The organism is Streptomyces fagopyri, from assembly GCF_009498275.1.
Classification (GTDB): Bacteria; Actinomycetota; Actinomycetes; order Streptomycetales; family Streptomycetaceae; genus Streptomyces; species Streptomyces fagopyri.
In genome coordinates this window covers 620,937-642,374 of record NZ_CP045643.1, presented here as the reverse complement: position 1 = coordinate 642,374, position 21,438 = coordinate 620,937, and the positions used below count along the sequence as shown (strand labels likewise).

Sequence of the window (21,438 nt, the reverse complement as noted above, 5' to 3'; positions counted from 1 at the left end):
TCCTCCGGGGGGAGGGCCCGATGTCGGTGCCGTGGCCGACGCGCCGTGCCGGCGTCCGCCCGTACGTTCACCGGGCCCGCACAGGGCATCGGCTCCTCGACCACGAAGGACGGACACACCCATGACTCAGGTGATCGAACTGGAGGGCGTGGCCAAGCGGTACGGCGGCACCGACGCCGCGGCGCTCGGACCGGTCGACCTCCGCGTGGCCGAGGGCGAAGCCCTCGCCGTGACGGGGCCGTCCGGCAGCGGCAAGTCCACGCTCCTCAACCTCGTCGCCGGTCTGGACCGGCCGAGCGAGGGCACCGTGACCGTGGCCGGACAGCGCATCGACCGGCTGAGCGAGCACGCGCTGGCCCGGTTCCGCCGTGAACAGATCGGCATGGTCTTCCAGTTCTTCAACCTGCTCGACGACCTCACCGTCGCCGACAACATCCAGCTTCCCGCCCAACTGACCGGAACCGCCCGCCGGACGGCCGCGTCGCGTGCCGGGGAGCTGATGGAGGTGCTCGGCATCCACAAGCACGCCCGCGCCTACCCGGGGCGGTTGTCCGGCGGCGAACGCCAACGGGTCGCGGTGGCACGGGCCTTGGTGAACCGGCCCGCGCTCCTGCTCGCCGACGAGCCGACCGGCGCACTGGACACCGCGTCGGGACAGGAAGTACGGGAGCTGCTCGTGGATCTGCACCGCGGCGGCCAGACCGTCGTCCTCGTCACGCACGACCTGGAACTCGCCCGGGCGTGCGCGCACCGCACGATCCATCTGGTGGACGGCCGCGTCGCCGTCGACACCCAGGTGGAGGCCGTCCGATGAGCCCGTTCGGCAGCGGTGCCCTGGGACGGGTCGTACGCTCCGGCGTCGCCAGACGACGCGTCCAGACCTTGGTCATCGCCGTGGCCACGATGATGGCGGTGGCCTCGGCCGTGGTCGCCGGGTCCCTCATGGTCGCCACGAACGCTCCCTTCGACCACGCCTTCGCGCGGCAGCACGGAGCGCACATCACCGCACAGTTCGCCCCGAACCGGGTGAGCGCGGCCCGACTGGCGAGCACCGGCCGCCTGGACGAGGTCGCGGCGAGCGCGGGACCCTTCCCGTCCACGACGATCAGCCCGGTGGGCCGGGACGGGGGACACCTGCCCGCGCTGACGCTGGTCGGACGGCCCGGTCCGGGAGGTGACGTGGACGAACTGGACCTGAAGTCCGGCCGGTGGGCGCGCAAGCCCGGCGAGATCGTGCTGTCCGCCTCGTTCTCCGGCCCGTTCCTCAAGCTCGGTGCGACGCTGAGGAGTTCGGACACCGCGAACGCGCCGACGCTGACGGTGGTCGGCTTCGCGCTGTCCGCGGGCGCGAGCGCCGACGTCTGGGCGACCCCCGCCCAGGTCAGGTCCCTCGTCACCGGGGACAGCCGCCTCACGAGCCAGATGCTCTACCGCTTCGACTCCGCGGGGACGAAGGCCCGGATCGCGGAGGACCGGAAGAAGCTCACCGCCGCCCTGCCCGCCGGAGCACTGATCGGTACCCAGTCATGGCTGGACACCAAGCGTGCCGCCGATCAGGGCGCGGCGGCGACGATCCCGTTCCTGTTCGCCTTCGGCGTGCTCGGGATCGTCATGTCGGTGATCATCGTCGGCAGCGTGATCAGCGGCGCCGTCGGCACGAGCCTGCGCCGCATCGGCATCCTCAAGGCCATCGGATTCACCCCGCGCGAAGTCGTAAGGGCCTATGTGGCCCAGGCGTTGATCCCGGCAGGGGCGGGTATCGCGCTGGGAGTCGTCCTGGGCAACCTGCTGGCCGTGCCGCTGCTCGAGGACACCGAATCCGTGTACGGGACCGTGTCGCTCACGGTGGCCTGGTGGGTGGATGTCGTGGTGCCGGCCTGCGCGCTGCTCGTGGTCGGGATCGCGGCCCTGGTGCCCGCGCTGCGGGCCGGGAGGCTGCGTACGGTCGAGGCGATCGCCGTCGGCCGGGCGCCGCGCTCCACACGCGGCCAGTGGGCGCACCGCGCGGCCGGCCGGCTTCCGCTGCCGAGGCCGGTGACGTACGGCCTCGCGAGTCCGTTCGCGCACCCCGTGCGTGCCCTCGCGATGGTGCTCGCGGTGACCTTCGGGACGGTGGCCGCGACGTTCGCCGTGGGGCTGACCCAGTCCCTCGACGCGGTGGCCGGCGCGCAGGACCCCGAGAACCGCGCCGACGTCACCGCCGTCAGTGGCGCCCACGACTCGGGCTCCGGGCCCCTCCGGGTGGAGAAGAAACCGAAACAGCCCTCGGCCGGCCCGCAGCGGACGACAGCCGCCTCAGGACCGGACCAGCAGCAGCCGTCGGCCGACCCGGACGCGGTGCGCGCCGCGATCGCGGCCCAGCCCGGCACCGCCTCGTACTACGGGATGGCGCACGGGGACGCCACGGTGTCCGGGATCTCGGGCACCGTGCGGGCCAGCTTGTACCAGGGCGATTCGAGCTCCGGCGCTTACGAGATGATCGCCGGCCGCTGGATCGACGGGCGGGGCCAGGTCGTGGTGCCCACCCGCTTCCTGGAGAGGACCGGTACCAGGATCGGCGACTTCGTGCGGGTGACCTTCGAGAAGGAGACGGTGCGCCTGCGGATCGTCGGCGAGGCCTTCGACACGTCGGACGACGGCATGCAGGTCCACGCGGATCTCGACAGCTTCCCCTCGGCGGAGCCCGGAGCCTTCAACATCGAGGTGAAGGCGGGGGTTTCCCCGGCCGACTACGCCCGTGAACTCGGTGAGGTGGTCTCGCCGCTGGGCGGCGACGTCTTCGTCGACTCCGCTCCGCAGGGGGAGAACATGATCCTCCTGCTGGAGGCGATGGCCGCGCTGCTCACCCTGATGCTGGTCTCCGTGGCGGGCCTCGGGGTGCTCAACTCCGTTGTCCTGGACACCCGCGAGCGTGTCCACGACCTGGGAGTGTGCAAGGCGCTCGGCATGTCCCCGCGGCAGACGGTGGGACTGGTGCTCGCGTCCGTGGCCGCGATCGGCGTGGTCGGTGCGCTGATCGGTGTCCCGGCCGGGTTCGCGCTGCACGGCTACGTGCTGCCGGTCATGGGAGAAGCCGCGGGCACCCGCCTGCCGCCGTCGGTCCTCGACGTGTACGACGTCCCACAGTTGGTTCTTTTGGGCCTGGCAGGGGTGCTCGTCGCCCTGCTGGGCGCGACGGCCCCGGCGGGCTGGGCGGCCAAGGTCCGTACGGCCACGGCGTTGCGCACGGAGTGACCGACATCGGTCGGCGCCGTACGGCGCACGCCGGGGCGCGGGGCATGAGACACACGGAGGTGGAGGCCGGCGGCGCGGGGGAGGGGGCCCGCGCCTGCTCGGCGACGGTTCGGTTCGGCCAGGCACGAAGGCGTCGTCCACGACGAGCCCCGTGCCCTTGGCGAGCCGTGTGCGGGACCGGAGCGCGACCAACGGTCGGCGATGGCCGATCACGCGGTCCGACACCGAGTGGACATCCAGTCAACTCGGCATGCGTACATGCCACTTCAACGGGTCCGCCCGCCTCAGTGGAACTCGTGCACCAACTGGATCTCGCCGACGACGTGAGCGTTGAAGTCGTCCAGCTCCTCGGCCGGCACCCAGAGTTCGAGGATCGTCCGCCCTCCGGCCTGCCGGACGGGATACCGGCTCAAGAACTCCGACTCGACCTCGAAACGGGTGACGAAGCCGGCGCCATCGTGCTTCACGTTCCAGTCCCGCGCGATCCTGACCGCGTAGTCCTCGTTGAGGACCGGGTAGAAGATCGGCTGCTCGGGCAGCCGGGGTGGCCAGGCACGCCAGTTCAACTCCCTGACCAGGTCGAGCTCCTTGGGGCCGGTGGGGCGCCACAGGGTCGTCGTCGCTCGACGGCTGGTCATCGTAATCGCTCTCTGAACGTAGGACGCGGGTACGGCGGATCGGGAGACCGCACGATAGCGGTGCCGGGAACTCGGCGGCCACGGAGTTTCCGGGAGCCTGTCAGCTCGGTGACGGGCGGTTCGGGTCAGCCCTCAGCGCCGGTACGCGGTCGAGGACTCGTAGGAGCGGTTCGACCGCGTGGCCACCGCGCACCGTTAGCCTCGGGTGCCATGATCGTATGGCTCAACGGTACCCATGGCGCGGGCAAGACGACGACCAGTGCTCTCGTGCAGCCGCTGATCCCGGATTCACGGGTGTTCGACGCCGAGAAGGTCGGTGAGGCACTCATGGACATCACGCCGGGGCTGCCCGCGACGGACAACTGTCGCCCGAATTCTCTGGAGGGTCATGAGACGCGTCTGCGTATCTCCCTGGATCGTTCCGGTTGGGTGGCGCGCGACCGAGACGGGCCGTCAGCCGAGCTGTTCGGCCAGAGCGACGATGATGCCCGCGGGGCCCCGGAGGTTGCAGAGCCGGTAGCTGTCCTCGTACTGCGCGATGTCGCCGAGGAGTTCGGCGCCGTGGGGACGCAGGCGGGCGACGGTGGCGTCGATGTCGTCGACGGCGAACATGACACGGTGCAGGCCCAGAGTGTTGGGCGGAGGGGCGAGCGGTCCGGAGTCGATGGCCGTCGGGGCGTGGAACCTCGTCAGCTCCAGCTTGCTGTGGCCGTCGGGTGTCCGCATCATCGCGATGGCGCTGCGGACGCCGTCGATTCCCACGGTGCGGTCCGCCCAGAGGCCCTCGATCTCCGCTGTGCCTTCCAGCTCCATGCCGAGTTCGGTGAAGAAGGCGACGGCGGCGTCCAGGTCGTCGACGACGATGCCGACATTGTCCATGCGCTGAACCGTCATCGGTGGTTCTCCTTCTTCGTTGCGCAGCCTGTTGTGGCCACTGGTACACCCAGGACGGAGCCAGCTCCACTTTCTCGACATCCGCGAACATGTGCCCGCTCCAGGGAGTGGACAACACCGGTGCCTGGCCCGGAGCCGGGCGACTGCCCGGCGTACAACCGTCCCGGGCACTCTCGCTCTCCCTTCCCCGATCCTCACCGCGGCCACGGCGCGCACAGGTGGCGACCGGTCGCGTCGGGTGGGTGTCTGGCGCACCCACCGCGCGTCGTGCCCGGTGCTACCGGCCAGGGGCGTAGCTGCCGTGTTCCAGTTCCTCCGCGAGAGAGGGCCGGGTGGGGTTCCAGCCGAGTTCGGAGCGGGCTTTGGCCCCGGTGGCCGACTGGCTGCGCAGGAGCCCTTCCGCGAACGCGCCGAGCCGGCGGCGGGTCTCCTCGGCGCTCTCGGGGGCCACGGCGCCATCCGTCCCGGCAGCACGGGAGGCGGCTTCGCCGAGTGTACGGACGTTCGGGTTGGCGCCGTCGGACGCGATCCAGTACGAGCCCCCCTCGCCGCGTTCCAGGAGGCGGGAGTACAGGTCGGCCAGGTCGTCCACGTGTACGGTGATCCAGCGCTGGGTGCCGTCACCGGGCAGGGTGAGCGCACCTGAGGCGGTGCGCGGAGCTCCGGCTATGACGAGGGGAATTCCGACGCCGTATCCGTAGACGACCCCGGGGACCACGATGGCGGTGCGGGCGGGGACGGCCAGCACGTCCCGTTCGATCGGCTGCCGCCAGGCGAGCGGCGCCACCGGGGCGAAGGGGGTCCGCTCGGTGACGGCGTCACCGCTGCCGTACATCCACACACCACTGGTGTGAACGTAGGACTTCTCCGTCCCGGCGAACGCCTCCCGCGCGGCCGCGGCGATCGACGCGTCGACCTGCGCGCTCGTCGCGTCACCGGTGGCGGCCGTGTGAATGGCCGCGTCCGCCTCCGCCATCCGCCGCGCCAGCCACGCCGCGTCGGTGATGTCGCCGGGCAGTGCGGCGGCCCCCGCGGCGGCGACCCGGGCGGCCGACGCTTCGCTGCGCACCAGCGCGGTCACACGGTGTCCCTCGTCGAGCAGCCGGCGCAGTACCGCCGAGCCGACGAAGCCGGTGCCACCTGTCAGGAAAACATGCATGTCGTCTTCTCCGAGTTCCGGAGACGCTCACCGTGGGCGTCTCGTGGACTGGACGGTATGCATTCGATACTGAGTACTTCAAAGTGCCATACTCACCTGATGGATACTGTCAGGGATGTACTGGACCCGACCTGTCCCTCCCAGGTAGCTCTGGGCATTCTGGGCAACAAGTGGACGATGCTGATCATTTTCGCCCTCAGTTCGGGCGTGCATCGCTTCTCGGAACTGCGGGACCGGATTGCGATCATCACACCGAAGGTCCTGACCCAGACGCTCCGCGCGCTGGAGCGGGACGGGCTGGTGGACCGCACGGTCCACCCGGTGGTTCCGCCCAAGGTCGAGTACCGCCTCACGGACCTCGGCCGGAGTCTGCTGGAATCGATCACGGCGGTCCGGGCATGGGCCGAAGCGCACGCCGACGAGGTCCTGGAGGCCCGCGACCGCGCTGAACTCGCCCAGGACTGAGTCCTGAAGATCGCGGATCTGACGGAACAGGTGACGGGCTACGTCACCGACGGCGTCCTCCGCGGTCCGCGGCCGCATGTCGTCGGCGAATGCCGGGCCCCTACTTTGCGAAGCGGCTGCGCGAGGATCACCGGTCACGTCAGACTGTTGACGCGCCCCTCGCCGTCTCCCCCGTCAGCGAGGGGCGTGCTGTCGTCCGAACCGGCGCCGGTCCTTTCCGCGCGCCGGCGAAGTCAGGTCCGACCCGCGCCCGTGCGCACCCCCGGCTGAGCAGTGGTGTGACGGAACGTCGCGGCGGCGGGAGGGCGGTGAAGGTTCCTCCTGCTCAGAGGTGTCAGCATCCGCGTTCGTAGGCGACCTGTACGACCGCCGCTGTGACGGCCCAGGGCCCACGCCGCGCGAACGGTCCGGTCAGCCGGTCTGGCCGGTGGGCATGATCGTGACCTGCTGGAGATTCACCCGTGGGGGCAGCGAGGCGAGGAAGCCGATGGTCCGGGCGATGTCCTGCGGGGTGAGCCAGTCCATCGTGTCCTTCGACCCGTCGAGCCATGCGAGTGCGCCGGCGTCGGTGACGTGGCTCTGGAGTTCGGTACCGACGATTCCCGGCTCGATCGCGGAGACCCGGACCTTCTTCGGCCCCAGCTCGGTCCGCAGGTGACGGGACAGGTGGGTGACGTAGGCCTTGGTACCGGAGTAGACGGCGAAGTTCGGGAAGATGTTCTGCGCGGCGATCGAGGACGTGTTGATCAGGTCGGCCACGCCGCGCTCGCCCGCGCTCTTGACCAACTGCGGTACGAACGCCCCGATCACGTTCATCAGGCCGGTCACGTTCAGGTCGATCTGGCGCTGCCACTGGTCGGTGGCACGTTCCTCCACCGGGGCCGGAAGCATCACACCCGCGTTGTTGAACAGCAGGTCGGCGCCGCCGAGTTCCGCCTCCACCCGGTCCGCCGCGGCCTGGACGGCTGTGGCGTCGGTGACGTCGGCACCGATCGCGAGCGCGTTCCCGCCGTTCTCCTCGATCCGTGTGACCAGGTCCTCCAGACGCCCCGCCCGTCGCGCGAGGACGACGACCTTCGCGCCCAGCGATGCCAGGTGTTCGGCGGATGCCTCACCGATACCGCTGGAGGCACCGGTGATGACGGCGACCCGGCCGTCGAGAGGGTGTACAGAGGCAGTGGTCATGGGGGCGCACCTTCCAGGAATGGCGGATCTTTCGCGGAGCGGCGGCCCGACCGCCGCTCTCCGCCCTCCAGCAGAGCATCGGGCGGGCCGTCTCATGCGGCGCCGGACCGGTACCGGTGGGACAGGAACCACCAGGACCACCCACCTGGACCGCCGGCCGGGGGTGCCCGGGTCGGACCGGGGTCATGAATCACGGCCATGAATCACGGCCGGGAGATTGCCGCCGGGAGATCGCGGCTTCCTCCGCACACGGCGCGGCGGGATCACCCCTGCTGAGGCCGCGGTTCAAGTGCGGTCGGGGTGGTCACCGGCGAGCCCGTGAGGATCGGATCCGGCCGGTTCTCGCGAAGCCGACGGTGGCGCCCTTGTGGACGGCGAACTGCCCGGAGGGGCGGCGGACGTGCGTCTTGCCGGTTCCGACGTCGGGGGACCGTCCCGGCGCGCCCGGGAACGGTCCCCCTCTTCACGACACGCGGCCCGCTGTCCGCGGACACGGCCGCACGCGGCCCCGCCAAAATCTCCCGCGACATCCGTGGCCAAGGCCGCACGTGGGGAAAGCTCCCTAGGTGACCTGCCTTCAGCCCTGCGGGGAGTACTTGTGACCCGACACGAAACCGCCCGCGCCCTGGGCGCCACCGTCCTCACCACCGCGGGCGCCGTCACCGCCTTCCACCATCTGTGGTGGGAGACCGGTGTGTTCTGGGCCCTCGCGCTGGTTCTGGTCCCGGGCGCCATCCGGGAACGCCGCGCACGCCACGGCCGGGAACGCCGAGCCCGCATCGAGGCGGAGCGTGCCGAGCTGGCCACCCGGGGCCCCGCACCGCTCCCTGGTCCCTGCTGCCGGATCTGGAAGTCCTCCGAAGGTGCCGCACACGGGGCCGACTGCACCCGGCCCCCGGCCGCGCGCACCATACTCCGCGACGCGGAGCAGCGCGTCCTCGACCAGCTCGACGACGACACCCGGGACACCGCGTGACCGGCGAGACGGCCGCCGCCCATCACACCCGCAGCGCCCGCGCCGCGACTCTCGCGCCGGCCGTCGAAGCGACGGCATCGGTGGCATCGGTGGCGGCGGTCAGCTCTGTGTACGGGGCGGGAAGAGGTCCCGCCACTCCAGTCCCGTAGGCGGTGCACCGCGTGACTCCGCTGGAGTCGGCGGGGGAGCCGTGGTGAACGGGGCGCGTGAAGTCCACGCCCTGTCGGGAAGTTGCATCCGCAGGACCACCTCGTGACTGCCGATGCCCCGCTCGTCCGGGAGTCGTCCCGGCACCTCCCTCTGATCAACACGCCCCGGCCGGCAGATGGAGTTGGCCGACGGGATTCCCACGGGAGCCCGCGGGGCGGCAGGACGTCGGTTTCACGGGGATGAGCGCCATGCCCCTGCGCCCGCACCGGCCCACGCGGACTCAGCGAGACCTTGCGCGTCCGGCGCCGGACCGGGAACCAGCCTCCACCACGGGCACTCCCAGCCGAAGACGGCACAGTGATCCATATTCCTACCTACGTCGGCACAGCACCCCCCCGAGCTGCGAACTCACGATCCAGAGCGCAATCCCGGAATGGATCGCCCTGGGCGGGCTCGGGACACCGGCGGAACTTCGTGGCCTCGGCCCACCCGTGTCCCATGAAGGTCCTCAGAAGCGTTGAGGGCCGGGCCGAAGGCGGCGATACTGATGCCTGGCCCACGGGGATCAAGGGAGAACACATGAGCCAGGTCGTCACAGGGGCCATGGTGCGCGTCGAGGACATCCACAAGTCGCACGGTCAGGGAGCCGCCGCCGTCCACGCTCTGCGCGGCGTCTCCTTCGACATCCCTCGTGGTGAGCTCATCGCGCTCAAGGGGCGTTCGGGTTCAGGGAAGACCACCCTGCTGAACATCGTCGGCGGACTTGACGCCCCGGACCGTGGCCGGGTCACCGTGGAGGGCATGGACCTGTCGGAGCTCGGCGAGGACGGCCTGCTGGCGCTGCGCCGGGACCGTATCGGCTTCGTCTTCCAGTCCTTCGGCCTCATCCCGATCCTGACGGCCGCGGAGAACGTGGGTGTGCCGATGCGCTTGCGCCGGGCCGACGTGCGGGAGCGCGAGGAGCGGGTCGAGCTGCTGCTGTCCCTGGTGGGCCTCGCCGACCACGCGGCGCAGCGGCCCGGCGAGCTCTCCGGCGGCCAACAGCAGCGGGTCGCCATCGCCCGCGCCCTGGCCAACAGCCCCTCGTTGCTGATCGCCGACGAGCCCACCGGCCAGCTGGACGCCGAGACCGGCCATGCCGTGATGGAACTGCTGCGGGCGGTCGTGCGCAGCGAACAGGTCACCGCCCTGGTGGCCACGCACGACGCGACGCTGCTCGACCTGGCCGACCGGGTCCTCGAAATGCGCGATGGAGAGATACGGGACGTGACGGGGGAGTAGGCCCAGCCGTCACCGGTCCGGCTCGCGGCGCGGAAGTCCCCGGGGCTGCTCCTCGGCACCCGGGCCGGGATCGTCGAGCACGAGGCCGGCGCCTTGGGGAAGAGGGCGACCCGCTGATCAGGACCGGCGGGTTCACCGTCGACCGTGCCACCGAGGCGGGGTGAGCGGCCCGCGTCCCTGCTGTTCGGTCACAGCCGGCGATCAGTCGTGTCCGCTGTCGTCCGGCCATACGGTGATGTGGTCCTCCTCCAGATCCAGCGCCACCCGGTCGCGCATGCCCAGCGCCCCCGTGTACTCGGCGGGCAACTGGAGCCGGCCGGCCCGGTCGAGCATCGCGTACTCGCGGGCCACCAGCGTCTCGTGGCCGGTGGTCTCGTCGACCTCGCTCCGGCGCAGGACCTCCGTGGAGGTGCGGCCGTCACGGATGGCGACCGTGCGGCGCACCTCGCCCGCCACGGCGCGGTCATGGGTGACGATGACGATCGTCGTGCCCAACTCCTCGTTCGCCGTGCGGAAGGCGGCGAAGATCTGCTGGGCGGTGTGGGAGTCGAGTTCGCCGGTGGGTTCGTCGGCGAGCAGCACCGCCGGGTCGCAGGCGAGGGCCACGGCGATGGCGACCCGCTGCTGCTGACCGCCGGACATCTCATGCGGGCGGCGGTCCCTGCAATCGGCGACCCGGAGCAACTCCAGCAGTTCCAGGGCACGTTCGGCGCGGGCCCGGGAGCGGCGGCGGCCGCCCGCGAACTGGAGGGGCAGGGCGACGTTCTGGGCCGCGGTGAGATACGGAAGCAGGTTGCGGGAGGTCTGCTGCCAGATGAAGCCGACCACCTTGCGCCGGTAGTGGAGGCGGTCCTTCGCGGTCATGGCCAGCAGGTTGTGGCCGGCGACCTGGGCCGCTCCGGCGGTGGGCGTGTCCAGGCTGGCCAGGATGTTCATCAGGGTGGACTTGCCGCTGCCCGACGCGCCCACCAGAGCCATCAGTTCGCCCTTGCGGACGAGCAGGTCGAGACCCTGGAGTGCCTGCACCTCCACGCCGTCCGCCGAGAAGATTCGCACCAGACGGTCGCAGGCGATGAGAGCGTCGTGTCCATAAGCGGGCCGAGCGCGGGTGGCGGTCGCCTTGTCGGTCAGTTCGGCGAGGGTGGGATTCGTCGTCATCGTCATCGGGCTCCTTGGTCAAGGGGTGCGCGGCCGGCCCGGTGCGCGCCGGGGCGGCCGGGGGCCACCGGAGCGGTGCCGGGGCGGCCGGGGACAGGGACCGGCGTCGCCGGAGCCTCCGGAGTCCGGTGCCATGACCTGAGGCGCCGACGCCCCAGAGCCTGACGCCGGAGCCACCGGGCCCTGCCGCCGGGGCCGCCCGAGACGGCACGTGCTGCTCGCCTCACCCTGTGTCACCTGCCCTCAACTCCCGTACCGCTCCTCTCCTCCCCGCCCACCACGCCTGCACGCCGGCGATTCCCACCGTCACCGCCACCACGGTCAGCGCCGGCACGGCCAGCGACCAGGCGTCGGTGTGCAGCGGGGTCTGCTCCAGGGGCGCGAGCGAGGGCGGCAGGGCAACGGCGGTCAGGTCCATGCCGGGGGAGAGCAGGTGGATCGCGGCCCAGCCGGTCAGGACACCGCCGACCGCGGCGAGCACGGCCTGGGGCAGGGACTCCAGGACGAGCAGGCGGCGGCCCTGCGGACGGGTGAGGCCCATGGTGCGCAGGCGTGCGAGCAGCGCGATGCGTTCGGGAGCGGCGCGCAGGAGTGACAGGAGCAGCGCGAGTACGGCGTAGCCGGCACCCGCCGCCACCGCCGCCGTGTACAGGTGCGTCACGCCGGTCTGGAGAGGGGAGTCGACGTACCGGGCTCTCTCCTCCGCGCGGAGGCGGACCGACACCGCGTTACCGGCCGCCTCACGCAGGACACGGCCGTCCGCTTCCGGGCCCGTCACCAGCAGGGTCGTCGGCTTGACGGCCGTGGCGCTGAGACCGGCGCGATCCACCACCAGGAAGTCGGCGCCCAGCACGGCCGGGGTGATGTCCCGGACGGCGATGATGCGGACCCTGACGATGCTGCCGTCCACCATGCCGACGGGGAACGGGGCGGAGCCGTAGGTGTGAGCCACGCCAGGAGAGGCCACGGCGGGCAGCACGGCGCCGGAACCCAGGTTTCCGCGGCCCGTCCTCAGCACTCCCTCGGGGAAGGCTCCGAGCCCCGTCCGTCTCGTCAGCCCCGCGTAGTCACCGGGATCCACGCCCACCACCGGCACCGTCTGGCGTCCGTCGTTCGGCCTCGCCCGGTAGTCGACGCTCACCGCCGTCACGTCCCGCACACCGGAGACACGGCGCACCCGGTCGGTCAGCCCCGCGGGCAAGGGATCCATCGCCGACTCCAGCCGGGCGTCGGCACGGACGGCGAGGAGCGCCGAGTGGTCCCGTGCCTCGCCGATACCCGCGAGGACCGAGCCGCCGAACGAGGCCGTGGTCAGAGCGGTGAGCAGAGCGAGCAGCGGCAGTACCGCGGACGCGGAACCGCGGCCCGCCCGGGCCAGGGACAGATGGCTCACCACACCGCGCAGCCGCCCGGCGGGACCGGCCATGCCACGCAGGGGAAGCGGGTAGACGCGGACCAGCAGCAGCGCGGCGATGACTCCCACCAGTACGGGCGCCGCCGAGATCAGCTGATTGCCGGAGCCGCCGGACGTACCCTGCCGGCGCAGGGTCACCAACGCGCCGGCGGCCACCGTCACCAGCGTCAGCTCCGCGACCGTTCGGCGCCGGGACGGTCGTACCGATGTCACGTCCTGGCGCAGCACGGAGCTGCGGACGAGCCGGTGGGCGCCCGCCGCGCGCAGGGGCAGAGCGACGCAGGCGACGACCGTGACCGCGAGGGCGGCCAGTGCGGCGGGAAGGGCCCGGGCGCCGGGGAGGGCCCACACGGCCACGGCCAGGCCGACCGTCCCCGCCGGGACGGCGATCACCGCAGTCTCCGCGAGCAGACGGGCGGTGAGGCCCGGCAATGAGGCGCCGCGGGCGCGCAGCAGGGCCAGTTCGGTGCGGCGGCGGTCGGCGGACAGGCCCGCCGCCATCGCCAGGACGACGGCGGCGACCGTCCCGCTGCCGAACGCCGCGACCGAGATCAGCGCCGAGACGCCGGAGAACAGGTGGGAGTAGGAGGCGAGTACGTCGTCGAGGCCGGTGTCGGCCTCCGTGAGGGACCCGGTGACCGTGCTCACCTGGTGGAGGCCGGGACCCGACACCAGGGACGCGAGCGCGGACTGGAGCGCGCCCAGGTCACGGTGGTGAAGGGCGTCCGGGGAGGGGGCCAGCCGCCAGTAGCGGTTGGGCCGCCCCTCGGTGCCCAGGAGCGCGGGGGCCGCCTCGGGTGGCAGCAGCACGGCGCCGAGCCAGTACCGAGCCGAGTACGGGTCGGCGGGCGTTATCCGCTTCAGCACGGGCGTACGCAGCAGCGGGTCCGTCGCCCAGTAGGCACCGTCGCGCTCGCGCGGGGCGACGATCCCGGTGACCCGGACGGCGAGCGGGCCGCGGCCCGCTCCGGGGACGTGCAGGACCGACCCCACCTTGATGTGCAGGATCCCGGCGGTGTCGGTGGTGACCGCCGCCTCCACCTCCGGCGTCGTGGTGGTGACCGTGCCGGACGCGCGGGGCAGACGGCCCTCGCTCAGCCGGGCGTGACCGGCGAGACCTGCCGGTGCGACGAGGGCGACCTGGGCCGGCAGTGCGTCCGGCCGGGGCAGCCAGGGGTCGGGCACCAGTTGGTTGACGGTGGTGGTCACGCCGTACGACGACTGGTTCCGGTCGGGGACGAAGGGGCGCCGGACCGTGCCGAGGATGCTGTCGTACTGGCTCTTCACAGAGGCGGGACGCAGTGCTCGCTCGCGCAGGTCCTGCGACAGACTCGGCAGGGGAGCCGGGGCGGACAGACTGACGACGCTCCGGGAGGGGGACACCTGCTCGACGGCGTGGCGCAGGCCCGCGTCCTCGTACCGCTCCAGCGCGCGCGGGAACGCGGCGGCCAGACAGGCGGTCAGCACCACCAGCAGCGCGAGGAAGAGGGAAGCCCCGGGCGCCGACCGCAGCCGGGTGCGGACCCAGGGAGCGGGGGCGCGGTCCACACGCCTGAACGGGTTCACCATGTCACGTCCCCTCCCGCAGTACCCGCGCCGGATCGGCCTGTCGCACCGCCAGCAGCGCCACGACGACGACCGGGACGGCGGCCACGGCCGCCAGCAGGGCGGCCACCCGCAGCGGCGGCAGTTCCACCAGCAGATCCGGCACCGGGCGGGTGGCCACGCCGGTCAGGACGATGAGCGGCAGCACCGCTCGGGTCAGGGCGACGCCCAGGCCCGTACCCACGGCCAGCGCCAGCGCGACGAGCACGCCGTGCTCGGCGGCGACGGCACCGGCCAGCCGGCGGCGTGAGGCGCCCAGGGCACGCAGGATCGCGAACTCGGCGTTCCGCTCCCGCAGCGCTCCGGCCGCGCTGACCGCGAACCCGAGCGCGGCCAGGACCGCCGCCGCGCCGGCCGCCGCGGTGAACGCGGCCTGCGGGGCGGCGCCGAACGGGTCGTCGCGCAGCTCGGCGGCGATCTCGTCGCGCACGACGACGTGCCCGGGATCGAGGTCGGGTCGGGCGCGCAGGGCGGAGGCGATGCCCGCGGTGTCCGACGGCGAGTCCGGCCGCAGCCACCACTCCGTGGGCCCGACGGCGGCCCCGTAACGCGCCTGGAGGACCCGGTTCACAGCGTGCAGATCGACGAGCACGGCGCCGCCGTCCGACTCGCCGCCGCCCTGGGCCGTCGGCAGCTGCCGCACGGCACGCACGATGCGCACGGGCACGTTCTGCCCCTCGAAGGTGAGGTCCAACGTCTGACCGGGGCGGGCGCCGCCGGAGGCGAGGAAACGGTCGGTGGCGAGGGCGGCCACCGCGGTGGTCCTGGGCTGCGCCACCTGCATACGCAGCGCCAGCGACGGGGTGAGCCAGGACTGGTCGGACGGGACGTAACCCGTGTCGTACACCACGGTCGGGTGCGCGGCGGGGCGGACGCGCGGGCGGGTCGGCGCGGTTCCGGGGGCGGCCGCGCCCTCGCCGTAGGTGTCGGAGACCGCAGTCCAGGACGCCGCCGGCAGGGGCACCCGCTGTGCCGTGCCGGTGGCGGTCGTCGCGGTCAGGGCGTCGAGGGTCAGGGTGTGCTGTTCGGCGTGGCGGGGCGGTACGGGCAGTACGAGCTGTACCCCGGTGAGTTCCAACGGCCCGTGTTCGCGCGGGAGTTCAACAGTGAGGGTGTGGGCGCGCCCGTCGACGGGGAGGTCGCCGGACGGCAACTGGTAGGGGACGCCGTGATCGTCCTCCAGCGTCTGGGTCACGGTCGCCGCGCCATCCGTGCCGCGCACCGAACTGAGCAGCGTCGCCGTCAGCTTCAGCCGGGTCGCTCCCGCGGGAACGTGCGCGCCCACCGACTCACCGGACGGAACCAGCCCCGCCAGCAGCTGCTTCGCCGGGGCGGGCGCCAGGTCGGGGCGCAGCAGGACGGTGTCCGCCGCGTGCGCGGTGTCCAGCGCCAGCACCGTCGCCGTGCGGCCCCCGGACAGCGGCAGGGTCGTCCGTACGGCGGGGACGGCCTCACGCACGTGGGGCACGGCCCCGTAATCCTGTGTGCGGCCGAGCTCGCCGGGGCCGTTGCCCATGACCCGTACCGGCGCGCCCGCCGCGAAGTCGGCCTGGTCGTCCTGCGAGCGTTCCCACGAGGAGCCCTGTCCGATCGCCAGTACACCGAGCGCGACGGCCAGGACGAGCAGCAGTACGGGACCTGCGCCGCGTCCCGGGCGCCGGCTGAGCTGCCAGCCGGTCAGCGCCGGGGCCAGGCCCTGCCCGCCCGTCGTACGGCGCTCGACGAGCCGGGCGGCGACCGGCAGCAGGCGCAGGGTCAGGACCGCGCCGGCCAGCAGCGCGAGGGCGGGCGCGGCGACCAGCAGCGGGTCGATTCCCCAGGCACCGGTCAGGTCCGCGCTCACCGCGCCCGACGTACGGCGGTTCAGTTGCCAGTAGGCGACCCCGGCCACCGCCACCAGCCCGAGGTCCGCCCCTGCCCGCAGGGGAGCGGACAGGGCGCGGGCGCGGGACGTGCGGAACCCGGTCGACGCGACCGCCGGGAGGGTCACCGCCAGCGCGCACCCCAGCGCCACGCCGGCCGCCGTCAGCCACACCCCGGGCTGTCCGCCGGCCGGCACCTCCAGCTCCAGTCCGATCCGGGCCAGCGCCCCCTGTTCGGCCAGCAGCCGGATCAGCGGGCCGGCCAGCCACGGGGCGATCAGCAGCGCGGGCACGGCCAGCAGGAGGGCCTCCCGGGCGGCGAGGCCGGCGAGGGCGGCGCGGGAGGCGCCGCGAGCGCGCAACAGCCGGGTCTCGCCGGTGCGTTCGGCAGCCAGCAGCCGGGCCACGAGCAGCAGCGCGCAGGCGGCGAGCAGGGCGAGCTGGAGGGCGACTATCAGCAGGGTGGAGCGGGAGACGAGCAGGGAGCGCTCGACCCGGTCGAGGGCGTCGGGGAGGGCGGTGCGCGCGGTCGCCCTGCCGGTCGTACCGCCCTTGCCGCTGTCCCCGGTGGGCAGTCTGAGAAGGGTGGACGGCCCGGTGCGCGCGGCGGTGCGCAGGGCGTCGACGCGGTCGGCGGTGAGGCGCGTGAAGTCGGCGCCGGCGAGCCACGCCGACGGTCCGAGGCTCAGCCGGCCGCCGGTGACGACGGAGGGCGCCGTCAGCAAGGGGCCGTACGTGGTGAAGGCGGAGGTCCGTACGCCCCTGCCGCCCAGTTCGTCCAGCAGCCAGTAGGTGGAGGCGGGGTCGGCGGGCCGGTACACGCCGGTGACGAGGATCCGCACGGCTGGTCCGTCGAGCCGGTCGGTGACGGTGAGACGGGCGCCCGGCGCCAGCCGCAGCCGCCGCGCGGCGGTCTCGGGCAACGCCACCTCGACGTCCCGCGTGCCCGCGCGGGGCATACGCCCCTCGCTGAGCCGCACCTGGGTGGAGTCGAGCGCCGCGAAGTGCGTGAGGTCGGGGTCGTCGCCGCGCCGGGCGGTCGAGGCGCGCGTGCTCGCGGGCAGGGCGTACGGGCCGGAGCGCACCAGTGTCCGCACGGTCACCGGCAGCCCGTCGAAGGTCCGGCGCGCTCCGTCGCGAACGGCGGTGTCGACGGCCCGGCGGGCGCCGGTCGTTACCTCGGCCTTGACGACCAGCGCGGCATCGGCGGCGTTGCGCGGCTCGGTGAGCGAGTGGCGCAGGGCCGCGTCGCCGATCGCGGTCGAGTAGGCGGCCAGGGCCGCCAGCACGGACGTGGTCAGCAGGACGGTGACGAGCGCGGCGGTGATCAGCAGGCGATGCGCGCGCGCCCTCACGAGGACGAGCGTGGCACGCCCCGAACGCACCCCGTACGTCGTCACCCGGCTTCCCCCGAAACTCCGTCGTCTCCATGACCCAGACCCTCGGTGATCTTGTCAGATCGGATGCGGCGGGGTCAGTGGCAGGGGAGCGGGCTTGGCCGGATTGTGACCGAAAATCGGCGTTCTATGAACAGAATCGGGGCAGGGAAGCGCGAAATCCGGCAAGTTGATCATTGCCGCTGCCGCTGCCGCTGCCGCTGCCGCTGCCGCTGCCGCTGCCGCTGCCGCCGCCTCGGCCCTTGCCCGCCGACATCGATCCTGCACGTCGAGGTGCTGCCGTCGCGGGTGGTCAGGGTGACCGGTCCGAAGGTGATGATCGCGTTCGACCCGTTACCGGGCCCTCGACAGAAGCCCGTCGCTCCGGACCGCCAGTGCCGCGAGAGCGGCTGCCTTCTGCTCGTCGGCCTCGGCCTTCGGCTCCGCGAGAGCGGGGTGGCCATTGGCCAGGGCCCCGTCGCGAACGGTGCGCGCGTCGCGACTCGTCCCGGGCGGGACGCTCACGTCGGCCCAAGCCCGCAGCCAGGATTCCGACGACGGGCTGTGGCTGCCGAGGATCCGCGCAGGCGCGCCGGCAGTCCTGTCGGGGAACGTCCAGGTGATGATGCCGGTTCGCTGGTCGAGTCCCCACCGGTCCGCCGAGCCGAACCCCCAGGACCTGTGCGCGCCTGCCGGCTGATCGATCATGTCCTCGCCCGGAGCAGCGTGGCCGGCCCAAAGTCCGCGCTGCACAAAATGACACCGGTGAACCGTGAACTGTGCTCGTGGGCAACTCCGTTAACGGGTTGTCAGTGGTTCGTCCTTCGACATGTGGCGGACCGTGTACCCACCGAGTGGATCGAGTGCATGTGAGACGACGAGGATGGATATGGGCGGGAAGCGTGCCCGGGAGACGTCGGGTGGCAGGGGTGGCAGCAGCGGTCACCGTGCTGGTGTGCGCCATGCTCACGGCGAATACGTCGTCGTCGGCGGCCGTGCCCGCCGCAGCGGACGCGGGCACGCCCCAACCCCCTGTCGTGCGACTGACCGGAACAGCGAGTTCCGGTGAGAGTGTCGCCCGTCTGCACCAGGAGGTGAAGGACGGAACGCTGCTCGACCACCACGGGGCACGGGCTGTCTGCCCACGGTGTCACGCGAAGGTCGTCACCGAGGACGCGGACGGGAAGACGCCGTTGCGGTCGCCCGCACCGGCCGGCTACGGCCCGGCCGAACTGGGGGCGGCCTACGGGCTGCCCGCCACCTCCCGGAGCACACGGACCATCGCCATCATCGACGCTGGTGTCTATCCGACACTGGAGAAGGATCTCGCCGCCTACCGCAAGACGTTCGGACTGCCGGCCTGCACCACGGCCTCCGGCTGTCTCACGCTGAGGAACTACGACGGGGGCAAGCAGCCGGCCCCGCAGACCGGGACCCAGGGCCGGTACCTGGAGGAGCAGGTCGCGCTCGAGACGGCACTCGATCTCGACATGGCCTCCGCGGCCTGCCCCTCCTGCCGCCTTCTCGAGATCTCCATTCCGTGGCAGGACGCCCAGGACGACAACGACGTCTCCACCGCCGACTTCGCCCGAGCGGTGAACACCGCCGTGGGCGAGGGCGCGTCGGCGGTCAGCGTCAGCTACGGCTACAGCGCCGATGTCCAGAACACGCACGGCACCCGACGCACCGCACTGGACCACAAGGGCGTAGCCATCACCGCCTCCACGGGCGACGCGGGCTTCAACGGCGGCGTTCACCAGTCCTGGCCGTCCGCGCTGCCCTCCGTGATCAGCGTGGGCGGTGTCAGTCTGCCCGCGGACGGAGGGAAGGCCACCGCCTGGTACGCCGCGGGCAGCGGTTGCGAACAGGCGTTTCCCGCCGCCACCGGGCAGCCGTCCTCGGTCACATCGGCCTGCGGCGGCCACCGGGCAGCGTCCGACATCTCCGCGGACGCCGATCCTGCCACCGGTGTGGCCGTGTACGACACCTACGCGCCCAGCGGCGACGACCCCTACAACTGGGTCGTGACCGGAGGCACCAGCGCGTCGGCGCCCTACGTGGCCGGGTTGTTCGCCCGCGCCGGCCACCTCTCGGCGGTCGACGGTCCCGGGAGTCTCTACCGCGCCCCGAAGGCCGACTTCACGGACGTCACGGCCGGCAACAACGAGGCCTACCACCAGTGCGCCTCGTATCCCGGCATCAGCACCGCCCTGTGCAACGCGGGTCCGGGCTGGGACGGACCGACAGGTCTCGGCGTCCCGCACGGCCTCGGCGCGTTCTGACCGGGCCGTTCCCCCAGGCCACGTCGGCCACGGATTCCCTAAGTGTTGTGGAGGTACCTCATGCGTCTCAACTCCCGTGCGGCGGCTGTCGGGGCAGCCGTCGCCGCCATCGTCCTGAGCGGTACGGCGGTGGCGAACGCGACCATCGGCGACAGCGCGGCGGCCGGCAGGACCACCGCGCGGCAGGCGCCCGCGAAGGCGGCGAAGGCGGCGGCACCCCGTCCGTGCACCACGGACGACGTCTCGTTCTACTTCGGTGGCTACACCGCCAGCCTCAGCCGGCGCAGTTTCGACCTGACGCTGCTCGCCCATGACGGTGTGGTCTGCACGCTCAAGGACACACCGCTGATCACCGTCAAGGGCTCTCCCGACGAGGACAAGCCCATCCCGGTCACTGTCAACGGCCGAGGCGGCACCCTCGTACTGAGGCCCGACTCCCCGCTGCACACCACCGCGATCTACAACATCCCCGACGCGGCCGAGCACACCCTCAAGGTCAGCTCCATGACGCTGAGCATGCCCGACCACAGCAGCCGCGGCACGTATTTCTACACGCCGGGCGTCAGCGAGATCTACCAGGCAGGCGTCTCGTTCACCTCCTGGACCACCGGGCTCGGACTGGGCCAGGGAGAGGAAGCGTACTGATCCCTGGCTGATCGCACTCGCGCACCGATACCGCTCCGGAACGGATCAGAGCGGCGAAGAAGGGATGGGCCGGTCCACACGGACCGGCCCATCCCCATCCCTCAGGGTCCCGTCGGCGCTACAGCCTCGCCCCACACGGGCGCCCGCGGCACCCTGGGGAAACCCTGGCCGCGGCATTGGACGTGTCGGTGGGTGATCAGGCGGGTCGCGGGGTGAACTGTCCATCCGTGCGCGTCTTGAAAAAAACCATCAGCGGCCGTCGATCCGGCCGAGTGCCGTTCGACGTACTGATGTGGGGCACCTCGCCACACAAGGACGCGACAGGACCTGACGAGGAGACACGTGGAACAGCTACTGCGAGTGATGAATTTCAACGTCTCAAGGGACGGTATCGGTGCCGGTGAGCACCAGACCCTCGAGAGCCCGTTCGGGCACGCCCATCCCGAGCGGCTGTTCGCCTGGGCCGGTGCCACCGCCAGCTGGCCCATGCGCACGGACCCCGGTGGGAGCCGGGGCCTTGACGACTACTTCACGCGGGACTTCGCACACAACATCGGCGCCGAGATCATGGGCCGCAACAAGTTCGGCCCCCAGCGCGGGCCCTGGCTCGACCATGACTGGCTCGGTTGGTGGGGGGAGGAGCCCCCGTTCCACACCCCTGTGTTCGTCATGACCCACCACATTCGCCCGGCGATCACGCTCTCCGACACCACGTTCCACTTTGTCGACGACGACCCCGGCACGGTCCTCGAACGGGCGCGGAAGGCGGCGCAGGGCAAGGACGTCCGCCTCGGCGGCGGGGTCAGCACGATCCGGCAGTTCCTTGATGCCGACCTCGTCGACACCCTGCACGTGGCGGTCGCGCCGGTGGAACTCGGTTCCGGGATCCGGCTCTGGAAAACACCCGACGAACTGCTCGACCGATTCCACCTGGAGATCGTGCCCAGCGCCAGCGGCGTCGCGCACCACCTGTTCTGGCGGAAATGACACAGGGCTCGAACCGACCACCGACCGCCAACCCGGCGAACCCGCCCGGCCGGTGACTCAGCGATCAGGCCCTGGCGCCGGCGGAGACGTCGGCGGCGCGCGGAAGGGGACTCGTCGGACGTGTACG

16 protein-coding genes and 1 pseudogene are annotated in these 21,438 nt (G+C 72.2%); 9 read left to right on the top strand and 8 right to left on the bottom strand.

Features of this window, described 5'->3' with window-relative positions; genetic code table 11:
* Positions 1 to 121 precede the first annotated feature (121 nt).
* Together GFH48_RS02685 and GFH48_RS02680 are read left to right on the top strand one after the other, a co-directional pair.
* The gene (locus GFH48_RS02685) at positions 122 to 814 is read left to right on the top strand and encodes an ABC transporter ATP-binding protein (protein WP_153286686.1); all 693 of its coding nucleotides are present in this window, start codon (positions 122 to 124) and stop codon (positions 812 to 814) included.
* Complete coding sequence (locus GFH48_RS02680; RefSeq protein WP_153286685.1) at positions 811 to 3,234, top strand: ABC transporter permease; 2,424 nt, start codon at positions 811 to 813, stop codon at positions 3,232 to 3,234. The genes GFH48_RS02685 and GFH48_RS02680 overlap by 4 nt, the downstream gene beginning before the upstream one ends.
* Before the next feature lie 284 nt (positions 3,235 to 3,518).
* Here GFH48_RS02680 and GFH48_RS02675 read toward each other — a convergent pair whose 3' ends face one another.
* The gene (locus tag GFH48_RS02675) at positions 3,519 to 3,872 is read right to left on the bottom strand and encodes a hypothetical protein (RefSeq protein WP_153286684.1); all 354 of its coding nucleotides are present in this window, start codon (positions 3,870 to 3,872) and stop codon (positions 3,519 to 3,521) included.
* A 210-nt stretch (positions 3,873 to 4,082) separates the two neighbouring features.
* Between GFH48_RS02675 and GFH48_RS38940 the strand changes: the two are divergent.
* A pseudogene (locus GFH48_RS38940) lies at positions 4,083 to 4,235 on the top strand (ATP-binding protein); the annotation flags it as partial.
* 90 nt (positions 4,236 to 4,325) lie between these two features.
* On the opposite strand, the gene GFH48_RS02665 reads toward GFH48_RS38940, so the two are convergent.
* Both GFH48_RS02665 and GFH48_RS02660 read right to left on the bottom strand, forming a co-directional pair.
* Complete coding sequence (locus tag GFH48_RS02665) at positions 4,326 to 4,766, bottom strand: VOC family protein (protein ID WP_228120285.1); 441 nt, start codon at positions 4,764 to 4,766, stop codon at positions 4,326 to 4,328.
* A 277-nt stretch (positions 4,767 to 5,043) separates the two neighbouring features.
* Positions 5,044 to 5,925, bottom strand: a complete 882-nt coding sequence (locus tag GFH48_RS02660) for an NAD-dependent epimerase/dehydratase family protein (RefSeq protein WP_153286683.1) — start codon at positions 5,923 to 5,925, stop codon at positions 5,044 to 5,046.
* Between the two features lie 99 nt (positions 5,926 to 6,024).
* On the opposite strand from GFH48_RS02660, the gene GFH48_RS02655 reads away from it, so the two are divergent.
* Entirely contained in the window at positions 6,025 to 6,390 is a 366-nt protein-coding gene (locus tag GFH48_RS02655; protein WP_153286682.1) for a winged helix-turn-helix transcriptional regulator, read from the top strand.
* 411 nt (positions 6,391 to 6,801) lie between these two features.
* Here GFH48_RS02655 and GFH48_RS02650 read toward each other — a convergent pair whose 3' ends face one another.
* A complete protein-coding gene (locus GFH48_RS02650) occupies positions 6,802 to 7,575 on the bottom strand; it encodes an SDR family oxidoreductase (protein WP_153286681.1) in 774 nt (257 codons plus the stop codon).
* Between the two features lie 598 nt (positions 7,576 to 8,173).
* Here GFH48_RS02650 and GFH48_RS02645 point away from each other — a divergent pair.
* Positions 8,174 to 8,551, top strand: coding sequence for a hypothetical protein (locus tag GFH48_RS02645; RefSeq protein ID WP_153286680.1), 378 nt, complete (start codon positions 8,174 to 8,176; stop codon positions 8,549 to 8,551).
* A gap of 729 nt (positions 8,552 to 9,280) precedes the next feature.
* Positions 9,281 to 9,982: an ABC transporter ATP-binding protein gene (locus tag GFH48_RS02640; RefSeq protein ID WP_153286679.1), complete on the top strand. Its 702-nt coding sequence runs from the start codon at positions 9,281 to 9,283 to the stop codon at positions 9,980 to 9,982.
* A 201-nt stretch (positions 9,983 to 10,183) separates the two neighbouring features.
* Here the strand turns inward: GFH48_RS02640 and GFH48_RS02635 are convergent, their stop codons facing one another.
* From GFH48_RS02635 to GFH48_RS02620, 4 genes are all read right to left on the bottom strand, one after another.
* Positions 10,184 to 11,140 carry an ABC transporter ATP-binding protein gene (locus tag GFH48_RS02635; protein WP_153286678.1) on the bottom strand — a complete coding sequence of 319 codons (957 nt, stop codon included), beginning with the start codon at positions 11,138 to 11,140 and terminating at the stop codon, positions 10,184 to 10,186.
* Between the two features lie 223 nt (positions 11,141 to 11,363).
* Complete coding sequence (locus GFH48_RS02630) at positions 11,364 to 14,123, bottom strand: FtsX-like permease family protein (protein WP_153286677.1); 2,760 nt, start codon at positions 14,121 to 14,123, stop codon at positions 11,364 to 11,366.
* Position 14,124: 1 nt separating this feature from the next.
* Entirely contained in the window at positions 14,125 to 17,421 is a 3,297-nt protein-coding gene (locus GFH48_RS02625; protein WP_228120282.1) for an FtsX-like permease family protein, read from the bottom strand.
* Between the two features lie 330 nt (positions 17,422 to 17,751).
* Complete coding sequence (locus GFH48_RS02620; RefSeq protein WP_194280471.1) at positions 17,752 to 18,105, bottom strand: DUF6882 domain-containing protein; 354 nt, start codon at positions 18,103 to 18,105, stop codon at positions 17,752 to 17,754.
* Positions 18,106 to 18,326: 221 nt separating this feature from the next.
* Here GFH48_RS02620 and GFH48_RS02615 point away from each other — a divergent pair, with 221 nt between their 5' ends.
* The 3 genes from GFH48_RS02615 to GFH48_RS02605 all read left to right on the top strand — a co-directional run bounded on the left by GFH48_RS02615 (position 18,327) and on the right by GFH48_RS02605 (position 21,311).
* Positions 18,327 to 19,679, top strand: a complete 1,353-nt coding sequence (locus GFH48_RS02615) for a S53 family peptidase (RefSeq protein WP_153286676.1) — start codon at positions 18,327 to 18,329, stop codon at positions 19,677 to 19,679.
* A gap of 60 nt (positions 19,680 to 19,739) precedes the next feature.
* Positions 19,740 to 20,324, top strand: a complete 585-nt coding sequence (locus GFH48_RS02610) for a hypothetical protein (protein ID WP_153286675.1) — start codon at positions 19,740 to 19,742, stop codon at positions 20,322 to 20,324.
* 342 nt (positions 20,325 to 20,666) lie between these two features.
* A complete protein-coding gene (locus GFH48_RS02605) occupies positions 20,667 to 21,311 on the top strand; it encodes a dihydrofolate reductase family protein (protein ID WP_153286674.1) in 645 nt (214 codons plus the stop codon).
* Positions 21,312 to 21,438 lie beyond the last annotated feature (127 nt).

Bases quoted from the DNA above. Each gene is read 5' to 3' on its own strand.
- GFH48_RS02685 (WP_153286686.1), top strand. From the start codon at position 122: ATGACTCAGGTGATCGAACTGGAGGGCGTGGCCAAGCGGTACGGCGGC.
- GFH48_RS02680 (WP_153286685.1), top strand. From the start codon at position 811: ATGAGCCCGTTCGGCAGCGGTGCCCTGGGACGGGTCGTACGCTCCGGC.
- GFH48_RS02675 (WP_153286684.1), bottom strand. From the start codon at position 3,872: ATGACCAGCCGTCGAGCGACGACGACCCTGTGGCGCCCCACCGGCCCC.
- GFH48_RS02665 (WP_228120285.1), bottom strand. From the start codon at position 4,766: ATGACGGTTCAGCGCATGGACAATGTCGGCATCGTCGTCGACGACCTG.
- GFH48_RS02660 (WP_153286683.1), bottom strand. From the start codon at position 5,925: ATGCATGTTTTCCTGACAGGTGGCACCGGCTTCGTCGGCTCGGCGGTA.
- GFH48_RS02655 (WP_153286682.1), top strand. From the start codon at position 6,025: ATGGATACTGTCAGGGATGTACTGGACCCGACCTGTCCCTCCCAGGTA.
- GFH48_RS02650 (WP_153286681.1), bottom strand. From the start codon at position 7,575: ATGACCACTGCCTCTGTACACCCTCTCGACGGCCGGGTCGCCGTCATC.
- GFH48_RS02640 (WP_153286679.1), top strand. From the start codon at position 9,281: ATGAGCCAGGTCGTCACAGGGGCCATGGTGCGCGTCGAGGACATCCAC.
- GFH48_RS02635 (WP_153286678.1), bottom strand. From the start codon at position 11,140: ATGACGACGAATCCCACCCTCGCCGAACTGACCGACAAGGCGACCGCC.
- GFH48_RS02630 (WP_153286677.1), bottom strand. From the start codon at position 14,123: ATGGTGAACCCGTTCAGGCGTGTGGACCGCGCCCCCGCTCCCTGGGTC.
- GFH48_RS02620 (WP_194280471.1), bottom strand. From the start codon at position 18,105: ATGATCGATCAGCCGGCAGGCGCGCACAGGTCCTGGGGGTTCGGCTCG.
- GFH48_RS02610 (WP_153286675.1), top strand. From the start codon at position 19,740: ATGCGTCTCAACTCCCGTGCGGCGGCTGTCGGGGCAGCCGTCGCCGCC.